Genomic DNA, 24,775 nt, shown 5'->3' on the forward strand with positions numbered 1-24,775 from the left:
ATCTAGCAATTGAAGATCATTTGTTATGAATTGTTAAAAACTATTTCAATGACCTCATTTAATGTTTGAACACCGACGACATCAATTCCCTGAGGTATTTCCCAATTTCCCAAATTATTTTTCGGCAAATAAACCTTTGTAAAGCCTAGCTTTGCCGCTTCATTTACCCGCTGCTCAATATGTGTTACCCGACGCAGCTCACCAGTCAAACCAATCTCCCCGATAAAGCATTCTGAAGGCTTGGTTTCCTGATCCTTATAGCTTGAAGTAATCGCAATTGCTATTGCCAAGTCAACCGATGGTTCGTTGAGTTTTACACCACCTGCTGCCTTTAAGTAAGCATCTTGATTTTGCAGTAATAAGCCCGCACGTTTTTCAAGTACCGCCATTATTAAGCTTGCACGATTATAATCAATCCCCGTTGTTGTTCGCTTTGCATTGCCAAATAAGGTTGGCGTTAACAGAGCCTGCACTTCCGTCAATATCGGACGACTGCCTTCCAAAGCCACAACAACAGCTGTACCACTTGCCCCCGCAATTCTTTCTTCTAAGAAGACTTCTGATGGATTAGTCACTTCCATTAAACCTGAACCCGTCATTTCAAAAATACCAATTTCATTTGTTGAGCCAAAGCGATTCTTAACAGCTCTCAAAATTCGATAGCTCTGGTGACGCTCGCCCTCAAAGTATAAAACAGTATCTACCATATGCTCCAGCATCCTCGGACCTGCTAGCGAGCCCTCCTTAGTAACATGACCGACAATAAAAGTTGCCATATCATTCGTTTTGGCCAGCTGTAATAGCTCTGCTGTCACCTCACGTACCTGAGAAACGCTGCCCTGAGTGCTGGAAACATCTGGATTAAGCATGGTTTGAATCGAATCAACTACAAGAAAATCAGGCTTTAATTTTTCAATCTGCTGTCGAATTAATTTCATATTAGTTTCAGCATAAAGATAAAATTCATTATCAATTGAGCCTAAGCGTTCAGCCCGCATTTTAATTTGCTCCGCACTTTCTTCGCCGGAAACATATAATACACGGCCTTTTTCAGCAAGCTGCGTTGAAACTTGTAGTAATAAGGTTGACTTACCAATTCCAGGGTCTCCACCGATTAAAACTAAAGAGCCTGTTACAACACCGCCGCCTAAGACACGATTAAGCTCATCAATATCTGTTGCCAATCTTGGTGCCTTTTGAAAGGCAACCTCTTTCAGTAAAACAGGACTGGAGGCAGCACCTGAAATCGATACACGTGCATTTTTTACTGCTTTAACTTCAACTTCTTCCTCAAAGCTATTCCAGCTACCACAGTTTGGGCAACGACCCAAGAGACGTAAAGAATGATAACCACATTCCTTACAAACGTATTTAACCTTTGTCTTTGCCATTACTTAACTCCAGTTGAGCCGTGACCACTTGTACGTTCTTCTTTTTCAGTTTCTGAATCATGATCCGCCTTTAAAAATTTTTTAAAAATACCTTGACCAATTCGCTCTCCTTTTTCAATTTTGACAGTTTTAAAACTAAAATTCCAAAATTGAAACATGATATGTCCCTCATTTTCAGGATTATTATAATAATCCTGATCGATCACACCAACACCATTTGACATTATTAAAAAACGTTTTAAAGGATTACTTGAGCGATTTGCTAGCTCTAAATACTCATCTGGCTGCATGTACGACTTGATGCCTGTCGGTACCAAGGTCGGTTTTTGAGCTGCTCTATTAAAAATCGCAGTCCAAAAGCTTGGAATTTCAATGCTTTCACCTGCTTCAAAATCATAGCCTGCAGCACACTTTGTTGCACGAGCAGGTAAATTAATTGATTGGTTTTCATATGCCTTAATTACTTCAAAGCCTCTTGTCATAAAATAACCTCTTATTCTTATTATAATTTTAGTCTCTACTTCTATATTTCGCTTTTTTATATCTTAATATTCATTTTATCATTATTTTTCAATTTTTTTGAATGATAGCTTTATAAAGATTATTTTTTTATAAATCAATGCTTCATTTAAGCTTCCTTAAATAATAATCATAAAATTATTAAATCCGATGACAGATTTAATCGCAACTGTTAAGATAAATAATAATCAAATTATGGAGAATTTAAAATGCGTGAATTTACAAAGCATCTCAATAAAAATAAAATACTTTACTTGTCCATTCTGAGCTTCCTAATCCCACTTGGTGCTCTTTTTATAATATACCTGAGTAACGATATCTATTTTGGTAGCAATCGGACTGTTTTAGCAGGAGATGGCTATCATCAATACGTTGTCTTCCACAACGCTATCAAAAATATCCTAGCTGGTGATGGCAGCTTATTCTACAATTGGAATATCGGACTTGGCGTAAATTTTTATGCCTTATCCGCCTATTATCTCGGCAGCCTATTTACACCATTAGTCTATTTCTTTGATGTTCAATCAATGCCCAATGCGATTTATCTACTAACACTGCTTAAATTTGGCACAATTGGAATATCAGCCTTCACTTCATTTCGACATATTTTTAAAAAAGCGGCCGTTGAAGTCATTTTTGGACTCTCAATTTGCTTTACATTGATGAGCTTTATCACCTCAATGAGCGAAATTATTATGTGGTTAGATGTTTTTATCTATCTCCCGCTTGTTTTATGGGGCTTGGACCGCTTAATGAAGCAAAGGAAAAATGGTTTGTTTTTCACAAGCCTTTTATTATTATTAATGAGCAATTATTACTTTGGCTTTATGATTTGTATCTTTATTGGCTTATACTATTTCAGCCTTTTAGTCGGTGATTTTAGTCGTTATCGTACTACTATTGTTTCATTCCTAAAAACAAGCCTTTTAGCCGGCACCGCAAGCTTGATTGTTTTACTGCCCGTTTTTATTGATTTAAGAACGGTAGGCGAAAGCATGACTGCAATTAATCAATTCAAAACAGATGATACAGGCCTTTTCGACTTACTTTATAAAAACTTTATTGGTGCTTATGATACAACTCAATATGATGCTCTGCCAATGATTTATGTTGGACTCATACCATTATTTCTAGCAATTCTTTATTTTTTCAATCAACGGTTTAGCCGAAAACAAAGAATAGCAAGCGGTCTCTTAATCAGTTTTATCATAGCAAGCTTCTATATTCAGCCACTCAATCTTGCGTGGCAGGGAATGCATTCTCCCAATATGTTCCTATTTCGATTTAGTTTTCTTTTTTCAACATTAATCATTTTATTAGCTGGAAAAAATGCTGAATATTTAGATGGCAAAATGGCTCGACAATTCTGTATCAGTATCATCGGCTTCATTGGAATTTTCTTAATCAGTCAGCTTTGGCAAAACAATAGTCAATATGCATTTTTAACAACTGCAAGCTATTATCTAACTTTTTCATTTTTAATTGCTTATTTTATCATTAATTTTGGCTATTTAAGAAAATTAATTACTAAAACATTTTATTGTACTATTTTAGTTTGTCTAATTATCTTTGAAATGATTGCCAACACTACCCTGATGATTACAGGTATCGGTGATGAATGGGTATATCCAGATCAAACAAATTATCAACAAACAGTCAAAGATGTTTTACCGCTTGCGCAACAGATTAATCATTATAATTCAAGCTTTGTTAGAACTGAAAATCTTAATCCAATTGTCGCAAATGACGGCATGCTCTTTAATTTAAATACAATTTCTCAGTTTAGCTCCGTTCGTAATACTGACTCTTCTGGCGCTTTAAATCAGCTTGGCTACTTATCTGAAGGCACTAATCTAAATTTACGGTATCAAAACAATACACTATTAGCAGACAGCTTATTTGGCATTAAATATTTACTTAGTAAAGATAGTGTCAATCGTTTTGGTTATTCAGAATTTCTCAGCTCTGGTGCATATACAGCTTATGAGAACCAATTTGCAGCACCTTTAGCAGTAATGACGAGTTCAGATAATAGTCAGAAGCAATTGAGCACCTCGCAGCTTGAGAGCCAAAAAATATTAGCCAATTATCTAGCAAATACCGATTTAAATTACTTCCAAGTCAATTATCTAAGTAAACCCGAGTTTATCAACTCAACACTTGAAACCAAGATTGATTCAACCAAATGGACAATTAATCGTCAAAAAATGAATCAGCCAATCACGATGAAATTTACTGTTAAAGTACCCGCAAACCAACAGGCCTACTATATGCTAGAAGCAGATGAAAATGATGATACCGACAATAATGTAACAGTGACAATTAATAATCAATCGGTAACAAAGAAATATAGCGAGATTGGAAAATATTACGATTTGGGCTATTATTCAACCGAGACTGAAATTACTTTTGCCGTAACTTTTCCGAGTCAAGCTACAATCTCAATGTACCCGCCTAAGATTGCCTTATTAGATTTAACAAGCTATCAAGAAGCAATGCAAAAAATTAAGGCAAAGGGCGTTGACTTAAAAGTATCAGGCAATCAGGCAAGCGGGACATTTGATGCTGATTCTGACCAAACCCTGTTTCTAAGTATTCCATATAACCAAGGCTGGATAGCTAAGGTTGATGGTAAGGCGGTGACGACAAAACGTCTTTTTAAAGGCTTTCTAGCAATTGAAATTCCAAAGGGCAAGCATAAAATTGAACTTAGCTTTATACCAGTCGGCTTTAAAATCGGTGCTATTTGTTTTATAGGTGCTATTTTATGCTTCCTATTGAGCGAGTGGCTAGCTTATATAATCAAACGACGTCCAAAGCCTAAGTACCGCCACAGCATACAGAAGCATCCAAGGTCTTGAAAATTAAGCAAATCTTTTGTATACTCGACTTAGGAAAATAGTAGTTTTAAAACTTAGAGATACAGTGGTTGGTGCAAACTGTGACAAAGCGAATCCATTCCGATTAATTTTAGCGAAATAAGTTAAACGTGATTACTGCGTTAAAGTAGCGAGAAATCATGACCCTAAATAAAGTGTGGTCTGGCTTTTCATTGAGCGTAGCATGCATCTAAGGCATGTTAAAATTAGGTGGTACCGCGAATAAAAAACATTCGTCCTATATAGATTAGGATGACTGTTTTTTTATTTTGTCAGCAAGCACTCATTTTTATTACTGTTCTCTCAAAGCTGCTTTTAGTGACCTTGAACTTATTTTTCAAAAGTCTGGGCATTCCGCTGAATCCTTACAGATTGGATTGTTAGATAGATTGTTCCAAAAGCATTCAGCTGCGAACAAATTTTATCTAATTTGCTAGGCGCTGCGATTGAACAGCTAGATAAACGGTGGGTTTTGGAACATAAGCCAAACGACACAACTCTGAGTTTTTAGAGATGTCCTTATGTTAAATTAATTATTTTTATTACTGGAGGTAAAGAATGTTAGATATTAAACAAATTAGACAAAATTTTGATTTCGTGGCAGAAAAATTGGCAACACGTGGCGTTAAGGCCGAAACAATTGCAGAGCTTAAAAACTTAGATGAAAAAAGGCGTGAAATGCTAGTCAAATCGGAAACACTTAAGCAAGAGCGCAATACTGTATCTGAAGAAATCGCTATGGCCAAGCGTCAAAAAGAGGATGCAACAGATCAAATTAAAGCAATGCAGAATGTGGCAAAGGAAATCAAGGCAATCGATACTCAATTGGCAGAGGTGGATGAAAAATTAAGCTATTTAGCAAGTATTTTGCCCAACCTCCCTCATGATGATGTCCCAATTGGTAAAGATGAGGCTGATAATGTGGAGGTTCGTCGGAATGGACAAGCACCAAAATTTGATTTTGAGCCAAAGCCCCATTGGGAAATCGGAGAAGCTTTAGGTATTCTAGACTTTGAACGTGGTGCAAAGGTAACTGGCTCTCGCTTCTTATTCTATAAAGGGCTAGGCGCTCGACTAGAACGTGCCCTTTATAATTTTATGCTAGATGAGCATGGTAAAGAGGGCTATACAGAAATGATTACACCGTATATGGTCAATAGCGACTCAATGTACGGTACCGGTCAGTTTCCAAAATTCAAGGAAGACGTTTTTCAATTAGAGAACTCTGACTATACCTTGATTCCAACTGCCGAAGTGCCTTTAACTAACTACTATCGTGGCGAAATTTTAGATAATCAGGCGTTACCGATTTACTTTACTGCACTCAGCCCATCTTTTAGAAGTGAAGCAGGCTCTGCGGGTCGCGATACACGTGGCTTAATTCGTTTGCATCAATTTCATAAAGTTGAGATGGTGAAGTTCACCTCAAAAGAAACGAGCTATGACGAATTAGAAAAAATGACCAAAAATGCTGAAAATATCTTAGAAAAGCTGGGCTTGGCTTATCGAGTTGTTGCACTTTCTACTGGTGATATGGGCTTCTCTGCTGCCAAAACCTATGATTTGGAGGTTTGGATTCCAGCGCAAAATACGTATCGTGAAATCTCTAGCTGTTCAAATACAGAGGATTTTCAAGCACGCCGCGCAGGCATTCGTTACCGAAACAATGAGGGCAAAACAGAATATGTCCATACCTTAAATGGCTCTGGTCTAGCTGTCGGAAGAACGGTAGCATCCATTTTGGAAAATTATCAAAATGCCGACGGCTCAGTCACTATTCCAGAAGTGCTGATCCCTTATATGGGTGGCGTTACAAGCATTACAACTGATAATTAACAAGGGCATACTCTGGCATTATATGCCTTCAATAATTTCGACATTTTTGTATTTACAAAGACATTTAATAATTTTCTGAATACTGATTCGATATTAACTATAAATAATTTTTCTCCTATACTACTTAGGAGTTCATACAATATGGTGTTCGCTCAGCCATTTTGTATGAGTTAGGCTATTCGTTGCTTTTATATAACAGTTGCCAGCCACCCGCATAGTGGGTGGCTTTTTTGTTTCATATACTAAGCGAGCTCAGCTGACTAAAGTCATTAATAAAAAAAACTTTGAAATCCTCCCAAAAGAAAGATTTCAAAGTCTAGATATATCATATGTATTCTTAATTATTAATCGTTCGTTGTAAAATACTAGCAGGCATCGAAATATAAACAAAGCTCGCCACGATTGCTTTTATAATATCACCCGGGAGATAGACAGCTGAGCTGACTAGACCGATAACTGGTGACTGATTTAAATAAAGCCCCATATAGATGCCACCAATTGCATCAATCACTATCACACCAACTAAAGTCGCAATTAAGGCATTAACAATTTTTTGATCAAAATGCAATTTTTCAATCAAAAGACCAATTATAAAGGCTGCGACAAGATAACCAAGCAAAAAGCCCGCACTCACACTATAAAAAACCGCAATTCCGCCACGACCCCCTGCTAAAAAAGGCAACCCGACAGCAACTAAGATAAAAAAGCTAAAAACGGCTATCGGACCGTCTTTTTTACCCAAAAGAACACCAGCAAGTAGGATTCCTAAATTTTGTAAAACAATCGGGACAGGCACAAAGCCGAGGGTGATTGGTGGAAATAAACCTAATAAAACGATAATGGCAACTATCATTGAAATTCGAGTTAATCGACGGATATCAAATTTTGTATTTTTCAAAGTAAACCTCCTATAGATAAAAAGTTTACTACAACTTCGTCCATTAGTAAACCTTTTTATTTATTTAAGTTAACCAAGACCTCCGCCTAAAAAAAAATCAATACCTACTTCAAAACCTTTTCTTGAAAATTTCTGGAATTCTTCATAATATCTGAAAAAGTTGCAACCACCGTCTCTTGATGTACTTTATTATTAACTAAAGTCGCAATTTTTTTTAGAACTTCTTGCTCACGTTCACCATCAAAAATCGCTTTACCAGTATTTTTCTTATATTCAACAATTTCAACAACTGCGTCCATTCTTTTTTCTAATAACGCGACCAATTCACCATCAATTTGATCAATTTCTCGTCTAATATCTTCAATCTCCATAAAGCCCTCCTTATTTATTTATATCGTAACACAATTACAAAAATCTTTGCATCTCAGTTCGCAAAAAAGCGTTTGCACTTTGAAATAACCCTTGTTTTCAATTTTTTATTGTGATACCCTTGGTTTGTTTTCACTACCAAAATCAAGGAGGTAAAATGTTTACAAGTTTTATAGGCAATCTAAGAAAAGAGTTTCATCAATATAACAGGGCAAAGCTAATAAAAGATTTTTTAGCCGGAATAACAGTCGCAGCGGTAGCTCTCCCACTTGCGCTTGCATTTGGGGTATCTAGTGGCGCAGACGCATCTGCTGGACTGATTACTGCAATTATTGCCGGACTAGTTATCGGGTCGTTGTCTGGTGCATTTTATCAAATATCAGGTCCAACAGGCGCGATGGCAGCGGTCCTAGTTTCCATTATTGCTAAATACCAGCTCACCGGTATTTTTATCGCCACCTTTATCGCTGGTATTTTCTTATTAGTTGCCGGTATCTTTCGTTTAGGTGTTTTAACAACCCTTATCCCATCTTCAGTCATCACAGGCTTCACTTCAGGAATCGCTTTTATCATTGCTTCTGGTCAAATCAAAAATTTATTCGGTGTCAATCAGGCTAATGCTGATCTAGCAGCTGTTTTAAAGCAAATTATTCACTTACAGTTTAAACCAATCGCACTTATTATCGGACTACTTTCTATTCTACTCATTATTTTATACCCTAAAAAATGGGGGCAATATCTGCCTGCCTCCCTAGTTACTATCTTGATTGCGACTATTTTTACCTTAGTCCTTAAGCTAGATGTTGCTACTGTTGGCAATATTCCACAAACCTTAATACCCGAAAAGCATTTAACAATTAGTAATTTAAAATGGCCCGTTATACAAGATTTACTCTTGCCAGCATTCAGTATTGCAGCACTGGGCATGATTGAAAGCCTGCTCTGTGGTGCCTCAGCAGGTAGAATGACCGGCGTAAAGCTCAATAATAATCAAGAATTAATTGCCCAAGGCATCGGTAATATGATCCTACCTTTCTTTGGTGGTATTCCGGCAACAGCAGCGATAGCACGAACCAGTGTCGCTATTAAATCAGGCGCTCAAACACGTCTAACTGGGATTTTCCATGCACTCATCTTGCTTTGCTCAATGTTTATTTTTGCACCGTTCATGTCAAATATCCCACTTGCCGCACTCGCAGCCGTTTTAATTATGACTGCTTTTCGAATGAATGAATGGTCTGCAATTCGCTATCTATATCAACATCGCATGAAAAGCGGTCTCATTAAGTTTGCAGTGACAATGGTAATTACAATTGTTTTTGATTTAAGCGTTGCCATTATGGTCGGTATCTTACTTGGCTTCATCTTATTTATTTACAAGGTTGCTCGAATTGAGATTACGAGCTCACCAATTAATACCGAACGATTAGATGAAAGCGCTCGTGCAAAATCGGCAAACTGGACTGTTGTCTATATCTCAGGACCTTTATTCTTTTTAACCGCAGATACGCTAAGTAGCAAATTAGAGCAATTACCTGAAAAGCAAAACGTCATTCTATCGCTGAGAGGTGTGCCAATGGTTGATGTTACCTCGCTAAGAATGCTTTTAGAATACTGTCAGGAAATGCAGGCACGCAAGCAAAGGGTGATTTTTTCTTCAATGAATCAACAGTTGTTCGATAGTTTGAAACGAGCAGGGATTGTTGATTTACTAGGTAAGGAGGCCTTCTATCCAGCAGTCAACCAATTTTTAATCACGCTTTGGCAATCTGAAGAATAATGGTTCAATGTCATATCGAACTGATTTTGCAAAAATAATCAATATGATTGTTAGGCAGGCGCCTTCGGACGACTGCCCTTTGGTGTAGATTGACTGCGAAAAGGAAGAAATTCTCAAAAACAATACCAAATTCACACTGCTCATGCTGAATGGCTGCGAAAAAGGAAGGTTTTCGAGGAAAGATTGAATTATTTGCAAATATAAGAGCAATTTCATTTTAGGGCAATACGTCTTTTTTATCATCTCAGGATAAATAAAAATCGAACCGAAATATTTATCAATCCAACTTATTACAGAGCTAGACTAATGACAAATCAAAAAGCAACCAACCTATTTTACAGGCTGGTTGCTTTAATTATTTATTGATCAACTGTTGGATAGCTTGCAATTACCTTTCCAATGACATATGGAATGTCCTCATAGCTGACGTCTTCATAATCAGGTACTGGAATAACAATATCCTGATAGGCTGGATTAATTGAAACTAAGCGAGTTGCCTCATCATCTTGATAAACTTTTTTAAGGTAATTATGCTTTTGGTAGTCTACTGCATAAATACCGCCGTCATCAACCTGACTTGCTTTTCTAAAAAGTGCAATTTCGCCGTTATGAAATTCTGGCTCCATCGAATCACCTTCAACAATCATTGCAAAATCAAACTTAGGTGGCTCTTCCTCAACGTAAAAATAGTCAACAACACCGTCAACCTGCTCTTTACCCCACCCTAATCCAGCAGCAATATGCTGATAAACAGGAATTTTAAATAATTGCTTAGCCTGACGTCGCGCCGCCAACTCATCACTTTGATTTTGAAGTAGCTGTTGCACATATGTCGTTGCTTTAATTTTATTTTCCCGCGTTAATCTTCTAAATAAATCGCCGATATTAACTGTTCTCTTTTTATTAGCTAAATCTGAATTGAGCAAATCATTTACAGAAACCTCAAAATAATCAGCTAGAAAATTCAATATTTCATGCTTTGGCTCTGATTTACCTTGTTCCCAATAGCTAATTGTGCCAACACTTTTTTTATTTAGTAAATTTGCAATATCTCTTTGTTCTAATTTGTTCTTAGTTCGCAAATATTTTAAATTTTTGCCAAAGTAACTGTCTGCCATCAACTCACCACTTTTCTCAAAATTATTGTCTTTTATGTATTTAATTATAACATTTACAAAAAATATTTCAATAAAATTGAAATAAAATACTTGAATTCAATAAAATTGAAATGTATAATATGATTATTAAGTTCAAAGTAAGGAGATTATCTTATGAAAAATATCGGATTAATTATATTAAGCATTATTATTACAAGCCTCAATGTTGCTGCTTTTGGATTAGTTGTGGGTCTAATGGCTACAGCTGGAGTAATTGCTGCCTTAGCCTCTGGCTATATCTACTTCCAAATGAAAAAGGAAAAAATAATCGAAGAAAGCCATTTGAGCAATCAACCATTTTTCAACAATGAAGAGGAATGGAAGGCCTATTACCATCGGGATGCCACCCCCTTATCAGAAGAAAGTGAATTAAAAATCCTGCTCGCAGAAAATATTAATCAGCTTGCGGTAAGCTAATATAAAGCAATAAAGATGTGACAAAAAGCGTTTTTGCAGCATAGAAGACCGATGAATCACAAATATAAAACCAAGAGGGATGGGACTTATGTCACATTTCCTTTTTTTACTTTTTATGTATAAAAAAAGATAGCACTTGCTTGAAGCATTCAGAAGTTAAATTTTATAAATTCAAGCTTTGAATGCCGTAGCTGTACTAACTTTTAATTATTTAGCTGTTCTTTGTTTCGTATCTAAAATTACCGTGACCGGTCCATCATTGACCAAGCTAATTTGCATATCTGCCCCAAATTGACCTGTTTGCACATTAATACTTGCTGATAGTAATTGGTTAAACAGCTGATACATTTGATTGGCAAATTGAGGCATTGCAGCGTTGGTAAAGCTTGGCCGATTACCTTTTTTGGTATCTGCAAATAAGGTAAACTGAGAAATTGAAAGAATGGCGCCCTTGATATCCTTAATACTGAGATTCATTAAGCCCTTTTCATCTGAAAATATACGCATATTGAGTAGCTTTCGACTAGCATATGCCAAATCCTCTTGAGTATCTTCTGGTGCAATACCAACCAATAATAATAGGCCTGAGCCAATTTCACCCACAATTTTATCTTCAATTGTAACAGATGCGGAGGTTACACGTTGGATTACAATTTTCATCAGCCATTTGTCCTTTTAACACTAATCACATCGGGAATCATCTTTATTTTATCAACAATCATTGTTAATTCTTCCTTATCCTGAATCGGAATCGCAATATGAATCATCGCCTTGCGGTCCTTTGCAGGATAGGCATTAACGCTAATCACATTTTTAACAAAGTTACTAACCACTAGATAAACTTCATTAAACAGGCCCGGCTTATCAACAGCATAAATATCAAGTTCCGCCTTGTAAATTTTACTATTACCAGAATGCTCTTCCCACTCAACCTCCACTAATCTTGCTTCAACATTTTCTTGATTGGCAATGTTAGGGCAATCAGTTCGATGAATCGACACGCCTCTACCCTTAGTAATATAACCGACAATTTCATCTCCGGGTACAGGATTACAGCATTTAGCGAGACGAATTAAAAGATTGTTAACACCCTGGATGACAGCACCACCATCGGTTTTAACCTTCATTTTACCTGTGTCTTCTTTTTTAATTGGTACCTTAGAAATTTCCATGCGCTCGGCTTCTTCCTTATCACGAGCCTGACGCTTTCTTTCTTCATGGGTCAGCTTATTGCCGACTGAAACAGGGCTGATTTCACCGAAACCAATTGCCGCCATTAAGTCATCTTCATTCTTATAATTTAATTTCGGCAATAATTCGGCAATGTGTTTTTTATCCATAAACTGATTCGGTACAAAATCATGGTCTAGTAGGAAATTTTTCAATAAATCTCGACCTTTATTGACGCTTAATTCCCGATCCTGAACTTTGAAAAAGCGTTTAATTTTATTGCGTGCTTTTGTGGTCTTAACAAATTTTAGCCAGTCACGACTCGGTCCAAAGGAATTTGAGGAGGTAATAATTTCAACACGATCACCAGTCTTCAATTTATAATCAAAGGTCACCATTCGACCATTAACCTTAGCACCTGTTGCCTTGTCACCTACTTGCGTATGAACGGCATAAGCAAAGTCTAATGGACCACTACCTTTTGGTAATTCTATGACTGCGCCCTTTGGCGAATTGACATAGACTTTACTTGATAAAACATCACCTTTAACTGAATCAATAAACTCCAAAGCATCATTGCTTTCCTGTTTTATTTCCAATAATTCGGTTTTCAAAAAGTTCAATTGCTTTTCAATAATATCAGGTTCATTTTTATCGCCTTTGCCCTGTTTATATGCCCAGTGAGCTGCAACCCCGTATTCAGCAACCTCGTGCATTTTAGTTGTCCGAATTTGGATTTCTAACGGCTGTCCCTCTGGTCCAATAACAGTCGTATGCAAGGACTGATAGCCATTCGCCTTAGCAGCTGCGATATAATCTTTAAAACGATTTGACATGGGATTCCAGATATCGTGAACATAACCCAAAACTGCATAGCAATCGCCCTTCGTTTCGACAATACAACGAATTGCCAATAAATCATAAAGCTCTTCAAAACGTTTCTTTTGATCTTTCATCTTGCGATAAATTGAATAGATATGCTTAGGTCGGCCATAGATATCCCCGTAGATACCATTTTCTTCTGTCTTATCTCTCAATTTTTCAATTGCAGTATCAACAATTCGTTCACGCTCAGAACGCTTATTTTTCATTAAATGAACGATTCGATAATACTGTTTAGGCTCCAGATAGCGTAATGAGGTATCCTCTAACTCCCACTTGATCCGATTAATACCGAGACGATCCGCAATTGGTGCATAGATTTCTAATGTTTCTCTTGAGATGCGTTGCTGCTTATCTGGTCTTAGATGCTTCAAGGTTCGCATATTATGCAAGCGATCAGCTAATTTAACCATGATTACACGTAAATCCTTAACCATTGCCAGTAGCATTTTTTGATGCGTTTCAGCCTGCTGCTCTTCGTGAGATTTATATTCAACTTTACCAATTTTCGTTACACCCTCGACAATTTGGGCAATCTCTGGTGAAAAATCAATCGCGAGCTGCTCGTTTGTGACATCGGTATCTTCAACAACATCATGCAAAAAGCCACAGGCAACAGTCACAGCATCCATTCTAAGCTCAGCTAAAATCCCTGCCACTTGAATTGGATGAATAATATACGGCTCCCCAGATTTTCTAGTCTGATGACTATGAGCATTGGTCGCATAATCCAAAGCATGCTTTACAATTTTGATGTCTTCAGGATTCATATATCTTTGGCAAAGACTGACTACGCCTTCTCCAGTAATATTTACTTCTTTTGGCATTACGCATCCCCTCCCTTCGAGGCTAATCTCATATAATAATTCTCTTTAGCTTCGTCATCTATTTCTTGACTATTTCGGACAAACTGCTTAATCTCGACGAGGTCTTGATTATCAAAGCGCAAAAGCTCCAAATCATGTGAGATTTGAGTCGTATCAGTTGAAATAATTGCTAATCTATCCAGATGAATTTGCTTAATTAATTTCGTTAAGCTAAGCTTTTCAGTTTCCTTTAATTGACTCATATCCAATAGAAAATAAATATTTTCCATGGCATTAACAATTGAATTAATCTGAATAATGCGATTTTGTAGTTTCTCAATTGCTTCTTGCTGCATTAAGCCTAAAGGAATGCTGATATAATAACAGCTCGCACCATTCTTTCTGGCATCTAAAATTTCAAAAATGATTTTTTCAGTTGTACCTGCGCCCAAGGGATAATCAATAAAGACGCCAAGATTAATAACTAGACCTTCTAATAAATTTTTTAGTCGATGAATTTGACTTGGGAGCACAACAATTTCATCAACTGGATCAAGAATGATTTTTTCAGCTACTTTTTGCAATATCAATTCATCATTTAAATGCGAATCAATCAAAATCCCTTTCAAGCTGTCCGCCCCCTTTGTATAATTCAAAATAAAAGCTCAGCACTGATAGAACATAGAGAGGTGCCGTTTCTGCTCGCATAATTCGCGGTCCAAGACCAACTAGTTTACCGACTGACTCTAATTTTTCAATCTCCTGAGAATCTAAACCACCTTCTGGTCCAAAGATCACTAATATACGCTGCCCCTTAAAGGCTACAAGTGACTGCGCAAATTGGCTTTGCTCACCATCCTTTGCGCTTTCTTCATAAGCAATCAAGACTAAATCATATTCAGCTGCCTCTAATAATAAATCATTCAGGTGATTTAAGATAGTTATTTTTGGTACTATCATCCGATGACTTTGCTCGCTTGCCTCCTGAGCGATTTTTTGTAAACGCATCAGCCTTTTTGCACGTTTCTTCTCATCCCACTTTACCACCGCTCGTTTCATCGGCGAGATAATTAGCTCACTAGCTCCTAATTCTGTTGCCTTTTGCGCAAGCCACTCCAGCTTCTCACCCTTTAAAAATGAGGTGGCAACTGAAATTTGAACCGGGAGCTCGACCTTTCGTTCATAGCTTTCAATGATTTGAAATGCCAATGGCTGTTCCGAGACAAGCTTCGCAATGAGTAATTCTTGTTCGTTCAGCACAAACTCCGCACAGCTATCTGGTTTCATTCGCAAAACCTTAAGCATATGGTGCGCCTGCATTTCATCTGGAAAAATGAACTGCGCATCAGAAACTTGGGCTTGATTAATAAAATATCTTTGCATTAGCCACCAACTACTTCTGATAAATCACTATCTGTTTTTTTCAAAATAAGACAAACCCACTCACCCATCTGAGAACGCGCTTCTAATACAAAACCATTTTCTAAATAGCTTTTTTCAACAAGCGGTAACTTATCTTGAATAATACCTGATAAGATCAGATAGCCTTGATTTTTTAGCAATCTATACGCATCCGCCATTAAATCAACTAAAATATCAGCTAGGATATTAGCCACGATAATGTCGGCTTCAAAATCAATTTGCTTTAACAAATCACTCGCTTGGACTTTAATGTTATCAACTGGATTTAGAGCAATGTTCTCTTTTGCGACCTTAACAGCGACATCATCAATATCAGTAGCTAAAATTTGTGTAGCACCTAGGATTGAGGCGGCAACACTTAATACGCCTGAGCCTGTACCAACATCAATCAAATTTTCGCCACCACGTAGCTTACTTTCAAGCGCCTGCATGCTTAATACTGTAGTTGGATGTGTCCCTGTCCCAAAAGCCATCCCAGGATCCAAAATAATCGCCTTTTCATCATTCATAAATGGCTGATAGTCAGTCCAGCTCGGTACAATCGTTAAATAACGCGATACTCTTGTGGGTAAAAAATATTGTTTCCATGAGTTAGCCCAATTTTCTTCGGCCAAAGCATCAAGATGCACTGAAAAATCACCAATTTCCAGTCCAAATTCTGATATTCTTACAATTTCATGCTCTATTTCAACAATTTTTTCTTTAATTGGGATACTTTCGGGATAATAAGCAGAAATTGTAACCAGCTCATCTACAACAATTTCCGGCATGATTTCACCAAATTTTTCTTCGTGCTGTTGATAATCTAACGAATCAATAATCGCCACACCCTGAGCGCCATGCCTCATCAATAGTTCACTGACTGCATCAAGCGCCTCTCGATTAACTTCAACTTTTACCTCTATCCATTCCATCCTAAACTCCTCTATCAATTGTCATCGGCTCTAATTAATCCTAGTATTTGGGGTAAGCAAAAAATTCAGTTTCCTCGATATTCTCAATTTTTTGCTGAAAATCAGCTTGATGAAAATTCAGCTCAAAAACGTCTTGTAAATCATCAGTTAGAAAATCCATTAAATCGCTTTCACCTTCACTTAAAACGAATTTTAGATGAGCAATCAGTGCAACAAGAAATTCCTTTGACAAACCTTTTTTATCTTGGTAAGGAAAAGCTGCAAGGTATTCTTTAGGATCAAACTTTGATTTTATTGGGTGATAGAATAAAATGGCATCTTCATAGGCAATATTATCTGCACTTTCCGCACCATCAATATCAATTAATTCAATATGCTTCGGATTATGAACATCAATAATAAAACAAAGCGCTATCGTGAAATTCTTCTTATCCCAAATAAATTCAAAATCATTTGGTAGCTCTTGTTCAAATAATGTTTCTAAAACCTCAACAAAATTTATTTTTGCCATCTTAATAGCCTCAATTCTTTTTTTATAACAATTTATCTATAAATTTGTTCAATAGCGAACGTTGTTATAAGCAGTTTTAAATCTATTCTAACATTTAAAGTGCATACTGACAAAATTGAAAAAGATGTTAAAATATGAATTAGCTAGGCTTTAAATTACCCCAAGGAGGTACCATGAAAAATTTAGCAGCAAGAATGCGCCCCAAAACAATTGACCAAATTATCGGTCAAAAACACCTCTTAGGAGCTGGGAAAATTATTAGACGGATGGTTGATGCTAATTTATTATCATCAATGATTTTATATGGACCGCCCGGCATCGGTAAAACCAGTATTGCGAGTGCGATTTCGGGCAGTCTAAATAAACCTTTTCGAACCCTAAACGCTGCAACTGGTAGCAAAAAGGACCTTCAAATCATTGCCGAGGAGGCTAAAATAAGTGAACAGGTTATTCTTTTAATTGATGAAATTCACCGTTTAGATAAGCCAAAGCAGGATTTTCTATTACCCTTATTGGAAAATGGCGAAATTATTCTCATTGGTGCAACGACAGAAAATCCTTATTTTTCAATTAATCCCGCAATTCGTAGTCGAGTTCAAATTTTTGAGCTTAAGCCTTTGTTGCCAAACGAGATTAAGTCAGCTATTCAAGAAACATTAGCAAATAATAAAGCCTTTGATTTTGAGGTTAGCATTACTGATGAGGCGCTCGATTTTCTAGCACAAGCGACCAATGGTGATTTAAGAAGCGCTTATAATAGCTTGGAGCTGGCTGTATTATCAAGTCGTCAAAAAAAGCAAAGTGTTCAAATTGATTTAAAAACAATAGAAAATAGCTTGCAAAAAAAGGCCTTGACCATGGATAAGGATGGTGACGGTCATTATGATGTCCTTTCCGCCTTACAAAAATCAATTCGCGGAAGCGATGTTAATGCTGCCTTACATTACGCTGCTCGATTGATTACTGCGGGCGATTTACAAAGCTTGGCACGCAGGCTAACCGTCATTGCTTATGAAGACGTCGGCTTAGCAAATCCTGATGCTTGCCAGCGTACTGTAATTGCCATTCAAGCAGCTGAGCGACTTGGCTTTCCAGAAGCACGTATTCCAATCGCTAATGTGATTGTCGATCTCGCCTTATCTCCTAAATCAAATTCAGCTTATTCAGCAATGGATGAGGCAATCAGCGACTTGACCCAGCATGGTGCCTTGGATATTCCGAGTCATCTAAAGGATGCACATTACCAAGGCGCAAAAAAACTGGGTCGAGGAATTGAATACCTATATCCACATAATTACCCTAATGACTGGGTCAAGCAAGAATATTTACCTGATAAAATCAAGGCTGCTTCTTATTATCAGGCTAAGGATACTGGAAAGTATGAACAGGCTCTTAACTTTCGTAAAAATCAGATTGAAGCTTGGAAAAAGGGAAGAAAGCCTAAGTGACACTTGCACTTGCAAGATTTAATTTTTGGTGATATGCTTGATATACGGGAAAGCTGTGATGTACGATTATTCCAATCGTGTGTTGACCGAACATTTTTGTAAATTGATAGGGATCTTAAGTATTTCAATCAGCAGTACGCCTTTTCACTTGGTAACTCACGATTGCAAATCAAAGAACCCACCTGCTTATACTGCGGGTTCAATACCTCAGGATGTAAAACGGCATCAACGGAGAGTACCTTTACTTTTTATAAGTAAACAGTCCAAAGCATAGGCTTTGGGCTGTTTTTTAATATACACAGAGAAGGATAATAATAAATGATACCTTTGGCTTTTCTGCCCTATTATAAATAGTAGCCTTAAATTTTATAAAAGCTGAGACAATAAGCAGCCTTCATCAAGTCAAAAATAACTATTGTTTATATAGTTTGAAAAATATTTTTTTGTTATAATATTATTATAGGAGGATAATTAATTGAAAAAAGCAAAGATAATATTTTTGGGATTAATAGCAATGATTGGTTTAAGCGCATGCTCAAGTAAAACAGCTACTAAGCCTAGTTCGACCGAAGCCACAAAAATTTCCGAGAAATCCAGTAGTAGTACTAAGGCTACTACAAGTTCTACCCAAGCATCTACAGAGGATACTTCGTCAAGCTATCTTACCTTGATGATTGAAGCCGCGCAGTCTCAAATTCCAATGTTAAAAGCACAAATTGGGGATTCTATTGCTGATATAGCGATAGAAGAAGGACCAGATAACACTGTCATCTATAATTATACTTTAGCACAGGCTAGCGATATCGCAATTGATGCTGAAGCAATGAAGCCAACCTTGGTGAAAGCAATGAAGCCTACACTAGAGAGTTTAAAGGGCTTTGTTCCCGATGTAAAGTTAGAGGTAAATTATTTAAATCCTGATGGAACTAATATTGCTTCGTTTACTATCACCCAAGATGACACTGCGCAAGTTACAGAATAACTAAAATAACGCCTATAAAAAGATGAGACAAAAGACGTTTAACGACGTAGAAAATTAGAAAATTGATGACATTTGCTTGTTTTGAAATGATAAATCATTTCAGACAAAGCTTATCGCTACGCTTTGCAAATGTTCGGAAATTTATCTATTTTCTACGTCGTTATCGCTTTGCAAAGTCAAGGGACTCTACTGGATTTAGAAGTCGCATTCCGTTTAAAATTATTAATGAAAACATAGTTAAAACTGTTTATTGTATGAAGGATAAATTTATTTGAAAAAAAAAACTGAAAAGAAACCAATCCTTTCAGCAATTTGATTTATAATATTCAGCAATAAACAACAACTTCACCATATTAATATACATTTATACTAAGCCTTGATTAGCCAAGCCATATGAATGATACAAGACTTCCAATTGTTCATGAATTTTTAAGGTTATTGCATTGGCATATCTTTTTTGCCGATTAAATGAATAATAGGCTAAAAACCAGCTCATTAAACTAGCGATTAATAATAAGAAACCCCGTCCAAATGAAGCTGAGAACAGATTAATGATACTCGCAACTAAGGAAATGGTACCAATGGTGCCAAAACCAATTAATGGACCAATTTCAGCTGCGGATTTTTTTCCCTCCAACCGTTGAATTTCCTTCAACGCACGCTCACACTCAGCTTGCAAACGATCAAGCTCTCTTTTGTTTTCAATACTACGATTTCTCTTAAATTTTAGTTTAATCTGATCAATATCATTTTCAACAGAAAATTCCTGATGGGCGTTACTGCCTGGTTTTATAGCTTCAATAAAAAACCAGCCGAAATTTTCATAGCAATCCTTATAAAGATTAATTTGATATCTGGGTACTTGAATATCATGATACTCCCATTCGATATACTTCCTTTCAAATTGAGTCATCCTATTTCTGCCCCCCTTGCTTTTGGGCATTTTCCTTCAGGCGTGCCTTAGTTGCTTCTATACTTTCACCATCTTTACTAAATAATTTTTTGACAAATTGATTGCTCACCTTATCAAAGCCCTCGACTGCACTCTGCTCAATTTTTTTGTAAGCACTCACGGTATTTTGTTCAATTTTTTGATAAGAGGCTACTACTTTTTCTTCAATTTTTTCATTTTTATCTGCTAATGACATTATTTTTTCTCCTCTATTAATTTATAAAAATAGTAAATTTAAGTCTGGAAAGCCACTATTTAAAAAATAAGTAAGCCCCATCACTAAAATTGCCACGGCTGTAAATACACTACCTGTAATATAACGTTTATTACCTATCATCTTGCCTTTAGTAAAATAAGCTGGTAATAAAAGTATTACTAAACCAACTGACAACGCTAACGCGGATAGCAATACCGATACCGCACCTAATCCCATTCCAATATTAAAAAACACCAAAATAATGGAAGCAATCACGCCAAGTAAACTAATGCCCCAAATACCATATCGTGTACCAACAAATAATCCATCAATTACTTTAAATAATCCCATTTTAAGCCTCTTTCTCTATTTTTATGTCCGACGATGTTTTTTGACAAGAACGCCAATCGTAATAGCAACAACTCCAACAATTCCACCAATTACAGCTTTAGTTAAATCCATATTTTTCCTCCTATTTGGTTACTTTGAGCGTTTTTTTAGGAAAACGGCTACGGCAACAATTACAATAACGATGATGACGCCAATAACAACTGTAGATAATTCCATTTCTTTCCTCCTATTTGGTTACTTTGAGCGTTTTTTTAAGAAAACGGCTACGGCAACAATTACAACAACGATGATGACGCCAATAACAACTGTAGATAATTCCATTTCTTTCCTCCTATTTGGTTACTTTGAGCGTTTTTTTAAGAAAACGGCTACGGCAACAATTACAACAACGATGATGACACCAATAACAACTGTAGATAATTCCATTTCTTTCCTCCTATTTGATTACTTTGAGCGTTTTTTTAGGAAAACGGCTACGGCAACAATTACAACAACGATGATGACACCAATAACAACTGTAGATAATTCCATTTCTAAACCTCCTCTTTTTTAATTTATAATAGACAATTACCTTGCTTGCTGATTTCATAAATTTCATCGTACTTCTTTTCAATTATTAGATTGAAGCTCTTCGTTTTCACTAATTTTAATTTATTAAAAATAAAATACGGTAAAATCCAACCAATCAAGCCTGGAATCGCCAAAACGACCATCAATATTGTTAAATTAGCATCAATTGCAAATACCGCTCCTGCCATAAAACAGGTTCCAATTAGACCTATCGTAAAACCAACAATAGAAGCTAAAAATGTTTTTTGTTTTTCTAATTTTTGAATTTCTTCAAGTGTCACATCAAAATTTCTTTGCAATTTAGTTAATTCCGCTTTATGCTGAATTGCACGATTTCGTTTGAATTTAACTGTAATTGAATTAATTGCCTGTGAGGGTGTTGAAGCACTAATCATTTGCCAACCAAAATTTTCGTAACCATCAATGATTAATGTTGAAAAGTCTTTTGCAATGGTTACATCACGATATTCATAACCAATAAATAATTCCTTTTTTTCAGACATTAGATTCATCCTTTCCTCTATTAAATTTTATATTGTTAAATTACGATAGAATTGTTAATAATAATTTGCTGAATTGTTTCTAAATCATTAATCCTCAAATAATTATTTGACTACTGATTTAACAAGTAATTTCTCTATGGATATAATTTATAATTAATTTGTTGATGAAATACTTCGATTTTGTTTCTAAATTATTAAAGACAAAAAAGAAGCGGGTTTAATTCCGCTTCTTTTTTATCTAATAAAAAATTCATTAGCCATCAAGCTTTTAATTAATCAATTGGTATTTGCTTCATCATGAATTTCATTAAATCAACACGACTAATTGTGCCAATTAATTGCTCATCCTTGGTAACAGCTACCTTATTTTTCTTTTGCTCTGAGAACAGTTTTATAACCTCCATTAAAGACATATCTGTTGTAATTTTCAAGGGCTGCGGAAAAGCAACAGTCATTACATTTTTCTGAAGAAGCTCTTGAATTTTATCTGAAAAGCTTTCGCGATCTAAAATATTTAAAGTGAAGCCCTCTGAATTCGTAAAAACATAATCATTTTTAGAAAGAAATCGAAGGATATCGCCATCTGAAATAAAACCAACTAAGCGATTTTTAATATCTACAACCGGTAAACCACTTGTTCGATAACTCGTAAAAATTTGAATTACTTTTTTAATGTCATCCGTATCCAAAACTGTATACGGTGTTGAATTCATCGCCTCTTTTAAATCATAATTATCTGCCTCATCGATCTCTTTTAGGTCCTTATTACGGATTTTAAAAATAACTAAAATGAGTGCAATTAAGGCAATTAACACACCTAACAGGAAGGTCACTTGCACACCCTTTAGCTCAGCATCGATTGAAGCTGGATTGTTGGCCTGACTGGCTACTATAGACATCACAGAAACCATAATTGCCGTACATAAGGTAGAGGCAACCTGACGTAAGGTACTTGATAGCGCATTACCATGATTTAGAACCTCATCAGATAAATTACTGATTGACCAAGTGTTAACTGGTGTATTGGCAAACATTAAACCAATGGAGCGAATCGCATAGCACAGCATAATCATAAATATAGTTGTATCAAAGTTAAATAACACCATGCCAAATGACCCTGCTGAGATTAAAACAACACCAAATATCGCTAAATATCTCGCACCAAAACGATCAAAAATTTTGCCCGCTAAAAAACCTGAAAGTGCGCCTAAAATTGCACCAGGCATCATGATCAATCCTGAAATCGTCGCAGATAACCCTAAAACATTTTGAATATATAATGGTAGTGTGATTGCAGCTGCTGAAAGTGAAGCTTGAATTAGCATTGAAATAACTACCCCAATTAAATACTGCTTATCCTTCAAAACACGTATTTCTAAGAAGGGCTGTGACAGCTTTAATTGTCGACGAGCAAAAAATAATAAAATTAACACACCTACAATAATTAAAATAATCGCTGGCAAGCGCATCGATACATCTGCAATTTGTGAAAAGCCATATAATAGACTAAATAAACCAAGAGATGACTGAAGCACTGATATTTTATCAAGTGTTACAGCTTTCTGCTCCCCAAAGTTTTTTAGAAATATTGCTGCAATAAAGATAATAACAGCACTCAAAGCTGCCATAAATAAAAACATCATCCGCCAACCAACTTTATCCGTTAAAATGCCTGAAATTGTTGGTCCAATTGCGGGGGCAAACATTAAAACTAAATTATATAGTCCCATTGCTGATCCACGTTTTTCTCGCGGATAAACCAAAAGTAAAACCGTCATTGACATTGGTAGCATGATACCTGAGGTAATTGCCTGTAAAAAACGGCCAACTAAAAGCATTGGAAAATTTAATCCCCAAGCGCCTAGAGAACTACCGAGCAGGAAAAACAAAAAACTACCGATAAACAGCTTCCTCGTTGAAAAACGATCCATTAAAAATGCAGAAATTGCAATTACAATTGCATTAACCAGTGTAAAACCAGAAACCAACCATTGAGCCGTTGTTGCGCTCACTGCTAAATCATTCATCACTGACGGCAATGCGGGATTCATTGTCGTTTGATTTAAGACGGCTAAAAAAGAGCCCAAAATTAAAACAATTACCGTAATTTTATTTCTCCTAGTCATTAATATCTTGCCATCCTTCATTAATCTTTTTTGAAATTTCAATATACTGCTCTGTCAACTCAATAAACTTTTTTGTATCTGCCAATCCCATCACCTTAAATATTTGCTCTGAATGTGCAATAACTAGTAAATTCTCCTGTTTAATCCACTCTGAGCCTGCTTCGGTAAGGATGATCTGTTGCTTACGCTTATCAATTGAATCCAACTTTCGAGTAACAAAGCGTTTTGCTTCTAAACGATTAATAATTGCTGTAATCCTAGCAGCACTGCTGTTTAAGCGAAGGCTTAGCGTAACAGGTGAAGCAGTACCCCCAGAATGTCGCAATGAATTCAAAACAAATTTTTCGCCTCTGGAATAGTCTTGAATGCGATCCAGTGCTGCGTTTTTCCTAAATTCAGGTACAATTATTTGCAGATATTCCTCAGCTAATTTTGTATAGTCAGACATTCTATACACTCACTTTCTTTTTAGTTAATAGTGTTAACTATTATACGCATAAAAATAAAAAATGACAAGGTATAAACGGAACTGACACTATAATTAGATACAATTAAAAAAGAGCACCTCAAATTTAGTAAAATAAATTTGGAGGTGTTTTTCTAATGGCAAAACATAATTATTATCCGGAGACATTAAAAATTCAGATCGTTGAGAGATTATTAGCAGGAGAATCGGCTTCATCCCTTCGGGAAGAA

At 36.2% G+C, this 24,775-nt stretch carries 24 protein-coding genes and 1 other RNA gene; 8 read left to right on the forward strand and 17 right to left on the reverse strand.

The annotated features are described in order from the left end of the window. Window positions 1-23 precede the first annotated feature (23 nt). Together radA and HOY35_RS11575 are read right to left on the reverse strand one after the other, a co-directional pair. The gene (radA, locus tag HOY35_RS11570) at window positions 24-1,391 is read right to left on the reverse strand and encodes a DNA repair protein RadA (protein ID WP_172214024.1); all 1,368 of its coding nucleotides are present in this window, start codon (window positions 1,389-1,391) and stop codon (window positions 24-26) included. Then, a complete protein-coding gene (locus HOY35_RS11575; RefSeq protein ID WP_172214022.1) occupies window positions 1,391-1,873 on the reverse strand; it encodes a dUTP diphosphatase in 483 nt (160 codons plus the stop codon). Before HOY35_RS11575 ends, radA begins: the two co-directional genes overlap by 1 nt. A gap of 246 nt (window positions 1,874-2,119) precedes the next feature. Between HOY35_RS11575 and HOY35_RS11580 the strand changes: the two genes are divergently transcribed. Together HOY35_RS11580 and serS are read left to right on the forward strand one after the other, a co-directional pair. Beyond that, entirely contained in the window at window positions 2,120-4,771 is a 2,652-nt protein-coding gene (locus tag HOY35_RS11580; RefSeq protein ID WP_172214020.1) for a YfhO family protein, read from the forward strand. A gap of 576 nt (window positions 4,772-5,347) precedes the next feature. Beyond that, window positions 5,348-6,625 carry a serine--tRNA ligase gene (serS, locus tag HOY35_RS11585; RefSeq protein ID WP_172214018.1) on the forward strand — a complete coding sequence of 426 codons (1,278 nt, stop codon included), beginning with the start codon at window positions 5,348-5,350 and terminating at the stop codon, window positions 6,623-6,625. 337 nt (window positions 6,626-6,962) lie between these two features. Here serS and HOY35_RS11590 read toward each other — a convergent pair whose 3' ends face one another. Then, window positions 6,963-7,523, reverse strand: a complete 561-nt coding sequence (locus tag HOY35_RS11590) for a biotin transporter BioY (protein ID WP_213173279.1) — start codon at window positions 7,521-7,523, stop codon at window positions 6,963-6,965. Between the two features lie 104 nt (window positions 7,524-7,627). Next, window positions 7,628-7,894, reverse strand: coding sequence for a chorismate mutase (locus HOY35_RS11595; protein ID WP_172214016.1), 267 nt, complete (start codon window positions 7,892-7,894; stop codon window positions 7,628-7,630). 155 nt (window positions 7,895-8,049) lie between these two features. Here HOY35_RS11595 and HOY35_RS11600 point away from each other — a divergent pair, with 155 nt between their 5' ends. After that, entirely contained in the window at window positions 8,050-9,672 is a 1,623-nt protein-coding gene (locus HOY35_RS11600; RefSeq protein ID WP_172214014.1) for a SulP family inorganic anion transporter, read from the forward strand. Between the two features lie 359 nt (window positions 9,673-10,031). Here HOY35_RS11600 and HOY35_RS11605 read toward each other — a convergent pair whose 3' ends face one another. Continuing rightward, window positions 10,032-10,790 (reverse strand): XRE family transcriptional regulator, encoded by a 759-nt coding sequence (locus HOY35_RS11605; RefSeq protein WP_172214013.1) that lies wholly within the window; start codon window positions 10,788-10,790, stop codon window positions 10,032-10,034. A 153-nt stretch (window positions 10,791-10,943) separates the two neighbouring features. On the opposite strand from HOY35_RS11605, the gene HOY35_RS11610 reads away from it, so the two are divergent. Beyond that, window positions 10,944-11,246 carry a hypothetical protein gene (locus tag HOY35_RS11610; protein ID WP_172214011.1) on the forward strand — a complete coding sequence of 101 codons (303 nt, stop codon included), beginning with the start codon at window positions 10,944-10,946 and terminating at the stop codon, window positions 11,244-11,246. Between the two features lie 207 nt (window positions 11,247-11,453). Here HOY35_RS11610 and dtd read toward each other — a convergent pair whose 3' ends face one another. From dtd to HOY35_RS11640, 6 genes are read right to left on the reverse strand one after another with little or no spacing between them, the layout of a single operon-like run. Beyond that, complete coding sequence (gene dtd / locus HOY35_RS11615; RefSeq protein ID WP_172214009.1) at window positions 11,454-11,906, reverse strand: D-aminoacyl-tRNA deacylase; 453 nt, start codon at window positions 11,904-11,906, stop codon at window positions 11,454-11,456. After that, window positions 11,906-14,125, reverse strand: coding sequence for a bifunctional (p)ppGpp synthetase/guanosine-3',5'-bis(diphosphate) 3'-pyrophosphohydrolase (locus tag HOY35_RS11620; protein ID WP_172214007.1), 2,220 nt, complete (start codon window positions 14,123-14,125; stop codon window positions 11,906-11,908). Before HOY35_RS11620 ends, dtd begins: the two co-directional genes overlap by 1 nt. Continuing rightward, window positions 14,125-14,733, reverse strand: a complete 609-nt coding sequence (locus HOY35_RS11625) for a hypothetical protein (protein WP_172214005.1) — start codon at window positions 14,731-14,733, stop codon at window positions 14,125-14,127. Before HOY35_RS11625 ends, HOY35_RS11620 begins: the two co-directional genes overlap by 1 nt. Continuing rightward, window positions 14,714-15,487, reverse strand: coding sequence for a 16S rRNA (uracil(1498)-N(3))-methyltransferase (locus tag HOY35_RS11630; protein ID WP_172214003.1), 774 nt, complete (start codon window positions 15,485-15,487; stop codon window positions 14,714-14,716). Before HOY35_RS11630 ends, HOY35_RS11625 begins: the two co-directional genes overlap by 20 nt. Beyond that, window positions 15,487-16,440, reverse strand: coding sequence for a 50S ribosomal protein L11 methyltransferase (gene prmA, locus HOY35_RS11635; protein ID WP_172214001.1), 954 nt, complete (start codon window positions 16,438-16,440; stop codon window positions 15,487-15,489). The genes HOY35_RS11630 and prmA overlap by 1 nt, the downstream gene beginning before the upstream one ends. A 40-nt stretch (window positions 16,441-16,480) precedes the next feature. Beyond that, window positions 16,481-16,951 carry a DUF3013 family protein gene (locus HOY35_RS11640; protein ID WP_172213999.1) on the reverse strand — a complete coding sequence of 157 codons (471 nt, stop codon included), beginning with the start codon at window positions 16,949-16,951 and terminating at the stop codon, window positions 16,481-16,483. A gap of 173 nt (window positions 16,952-17,124) precedes the next feature. Between HOY35_RS11640 and HOY35_RS11645 the strand changes: the two genes are divergently transcribed. From HOY35_RS11645 to HOY35_RS11655, 3 genes are all read left to right on the forward strand, one after another. Further along, window positions 17,125-18,399, forward strand: coding sequence for a replication-associated recombination protein A (locus tag HOY35_RS11645; protein WP_172213997.1), 1,275 nt, complete (start codon window positions 17,125-17,127; stop codon window positions 18,397-18,399). Between the two features lie 47 nt (window positions 18,400-18,446). After that, window positions 18,447-18,638, forward strand: a non-coding RNA gene (gene ssrS / locus HOY35_RS11650) — 6S RNA. A 236-nt stretch (window positions 18,639-18,874) separates the two neighbouring features. Then, the gene (locus tag HOY35_RS11655) at window positions 18,875-19,381 is read left to right on the forward strand and encodes a hypothetical protein (RefSeq protein WP_172213995.1); all 507 of its coding nucleotides are present in this window, start codon (window positions 18,875-18,877) and stop codon (window positions 19,379-19,381) included. Window positions 19,382-19,745: 364 nt separating this feature from the next. Here HOY35_RS11655 and HOY35_RS11660 read toward each other — a convergent pair whose 3' ends face one another. The 3 genes from HOY35_RS11660 to HOY35_RS11670 are packed head-to-tail and all read right to left on the reverse strand — an operon-like array spanning window position 19,746 to window position 20,880. Beyond that, complete coding sequence (locus tag HOY35_RS11660) at window positions 19,746-20,294, reverse strand: hypothetical protein (RefSeq protein WP_172213993.1); 549 nt, start codon at window positions 20,292-20,294, stop codon at window positions 19,746-19,748. A gap of 1 nt (window position 20,295) precedes the next feature. Next, complete coding sequence (locus HOY35_RS11665; protein WP_172213992.1) at window positions 20,296-20,529, reverse strand: hypothetical protein; 234 nt, start codon at window positions 20,527-20,529, stop codon at window positions 20,296-20,298. Between the two features lie 21 nt (window positions 20,530-20,550). Next, window positions 20,551-20,880, reverse strand: coding sequence for a hypothetical protein (locus HOY35_RS11670; protein ID WP_172213990.1), 330 nt, complete (start codon window positions 20,878-20,880; stop codon window positions 20,551-20,553). A gap of 40 nt (window positions 20,881-20,920) precedes the next feature. Here HOY35_RS11670 and HOY35_RS11675 point away from each other — a divergent pair, with 40 nt between their 5' ends. Next, on the forward strand, window positions 20,921-21,433 hold the full coding sequence (locus HOY35_RS11675) for a hypothetical protein (protein WP_172213988.1): 513 nt from the start codon (window positions 20,921-20,923) through the stop codon (window positions 21,431-21,433). A gap of 1 nt (window position 21,434) precedes the next feature. On the opposite strand, the gene HOY35_RS11680 is transcribed toward HOY35_RS11675, so the two are convergent. From HOY35_RS11680 to HOY35_RS11690, 3 genes are all read right to left on the reverse strand, one after another. Continuing rightward, window positions 21,435-21,953: a hypothetical protein gene (locus tag HOY35_RS11680; RefSeq protein WP_172213986.1), complete on the reverse strand. Its 519-nt coding sequence runs from the start codon at window positions 21,951-21,953 to the stop codon at window positions 21,435-21,437. A 272-nt stretch (window positions 21,954-22,225) separates the two neighbouring features. Continuing rightward, complete coding sequence (locus HOY35_RS11685; protein WP_172213984.1) at window positions 22,226-24,079, reverse strand: MDR family MFS transporter; 1,854 nt, start codon at window positions 24,077-24,079, stop codon at window positions 22,226-22,228. Further along, window positions 24,072-24,527 (reverse strand): MarR family winged helix-turn-helix transcriptional regulator, encoded by a 456-nt coding sequence (locus tag HOY35_RS11690; RefSeq protein WP_172213982.1) that lies wholly within the window; start codon window positions 24,525-24,527, stop codon window positions 24,072-24,074. The genes HOY35_RS11685 and HOY35_RS11690 overlap by 8 nt, the downstream gene beginning before the upstream one ends. Window positions 24,528-24,775: the final 248 nt, after the last annotated feature.

Source organism: Enterococcus sp. MMGLQ5-1 (genome assembly GCF_013155265.1).
GTDB lineage: Bacteria > Bacillota > Bacilli > Lactobacillales > Streptococcaceae > MMGLQ5-1.

What these genes read in the sequence shown, in the direction of transcription:
- radA (WP_172214024.1), bottom strand. Translation starts at nt 1,391, where the DNA reads ATGGCAAAGACAAAGGTTAAATACGTTTGTAAGGAATGTGGTTATCAT.
- HOY35_RS11575 (WP_172214022.1), bottom strand. Translation starts at nt 1,873, where the DNA reads ATGACAAGAGGCTTTGAAGTAATTAAGGCATATGAAAACCAATCAATT.
- HOY35_RS11580 (WP_172214020.1), top strand. Translation starts at nt 2,120, where the DNA reads ATGCGTGAATTTACAAAGCATCTCAATAAAAATAAAATACTTTACTTG.
- serS (WP_172214018.1), top strand. Translation starts at nt 5,348, where the DNA reads ATGTTAGATATTAAACAAATTAGACAAAATTTTGATTTCGTGGCAGAA.
- HOY35_RS11595 (WP_172214016.1), bottom strand. Translation starts at nt 7,894, where the DNA reads ATGGAGATTGAAGATATTAGACGAGAAATTGATCAAATTGATGGTGAA.
- HOY35_RS11600 (WP_172214014.1), top strand. Translation starts at nt 8,050, where the DNA reads ATGTTTACAAGTTTTATAGGCAATCTAAGAAAAGAGTTTCATCAATAT.
- HOY35_RS11605 (WP_172214013.1), bottom strand. Translation starts at nt 10,790, where the DNA reads ATGGCAGACAGTTACTTTGGCAAAAATTTAAAATATTTGCGAACTAAG.
- HOY35_RS11610 (WP_172214011.1), top strand. Translation starts at nt 10,944, where the DNA reads ATGAAAAATATCGGATTAATTATATTAAGCATTATTATTACAAGCCTC.
- dtd (WP_172214009.1), bottom strand. Translation starts at nt 11,906, where the DNA reads ATGAAAATTGTAATCCAACGTGTAACCTCCGCATCTGTTACAATTGAA.
- HOY35_RS11620 (WP_172214007.1), bottom strand. Translation starts at nt 14,125, where the DNA reads ATGCCAAAAGAAGTAAATATTACTGGAGAAGGCGTAGTCAGTCTTTGC.
- HOY35_RS11630 (WP_172214003.1), bottom strand. Translation starts at nt 15,487, where the DNA reads ATGCAAAGATATTTTATTAATCAAGCCCAAGTTTCTGATGCGCAGTTC.
- prmA (WP_172214001.1), bottom strand. Translation starts at nt 16,440, where the DNA reads ATGGAATGGATAGAGGTAAAAGTTGAAGTTAATCGAGAGGCGCTTGAT.
- HOY35_RS11640 (WP_172213999.1), bottom strand. Translation starts at nt 16,951, where the DNA reads ATGGCAAAAATAAATTTTGTTGAGGTTTTAGAAACATTATTTGAACAA.
- HOY35_RS11645 (WP_172213997.1), top strand. Translation starts at nt 17,125, where the DNA reads ATGAAAAATTTAGCAGCAAGAATGCGCCCCAAAACAATTGACCAAATT.
- HOY35_RS11660 (WP_172213993.1), bottom strand. Translation starts at nt 20,294, where the DNA reads ATGACTCAATTTGAAAGGAAGTATATCGAATGGGAGTATCATGATATT.
- HOY35_RS11665 (WP_172213992.1), bottom strand. Translation starts at nt 20,529, where the DNA reads ATGTCATTAGCAGATAAAAATGAAAAAATTGAAGAAAAAGTAGTAGCC.
- HOY35_RS11670 (WP_172213990.1), bottom strand. Translation starts at nt 20,880, where the DNA reads ATGGGATTATTTAAAGTAATTGATGGATTATTTGTTGGTACACGATAT.
- HOY35_RS11680 (WP_172213986.1), bottom strand. Translation starts at nt 21,953, where the DNA reads ATGTCTGAAAAAAAGGAATTATTTATTGGTTATGAATATCGTGATGTA.
- HOY35_RS11685 (WP_172213984.1), bottom strand. Translation starts at nt 24,079, where the DNA reads ATGACTAGGAGAAATAAAATTACGGTAATTGTTTTAATTTTGGGCTCT.
- HOY35_RS11690 (WP_172213982.1), bottom strand. Translation starts at nt 24,527, where the DNA reads ATGTCTGACTATACAAAATTAGCTGAGGAATATCTGCAAATAATTGTA.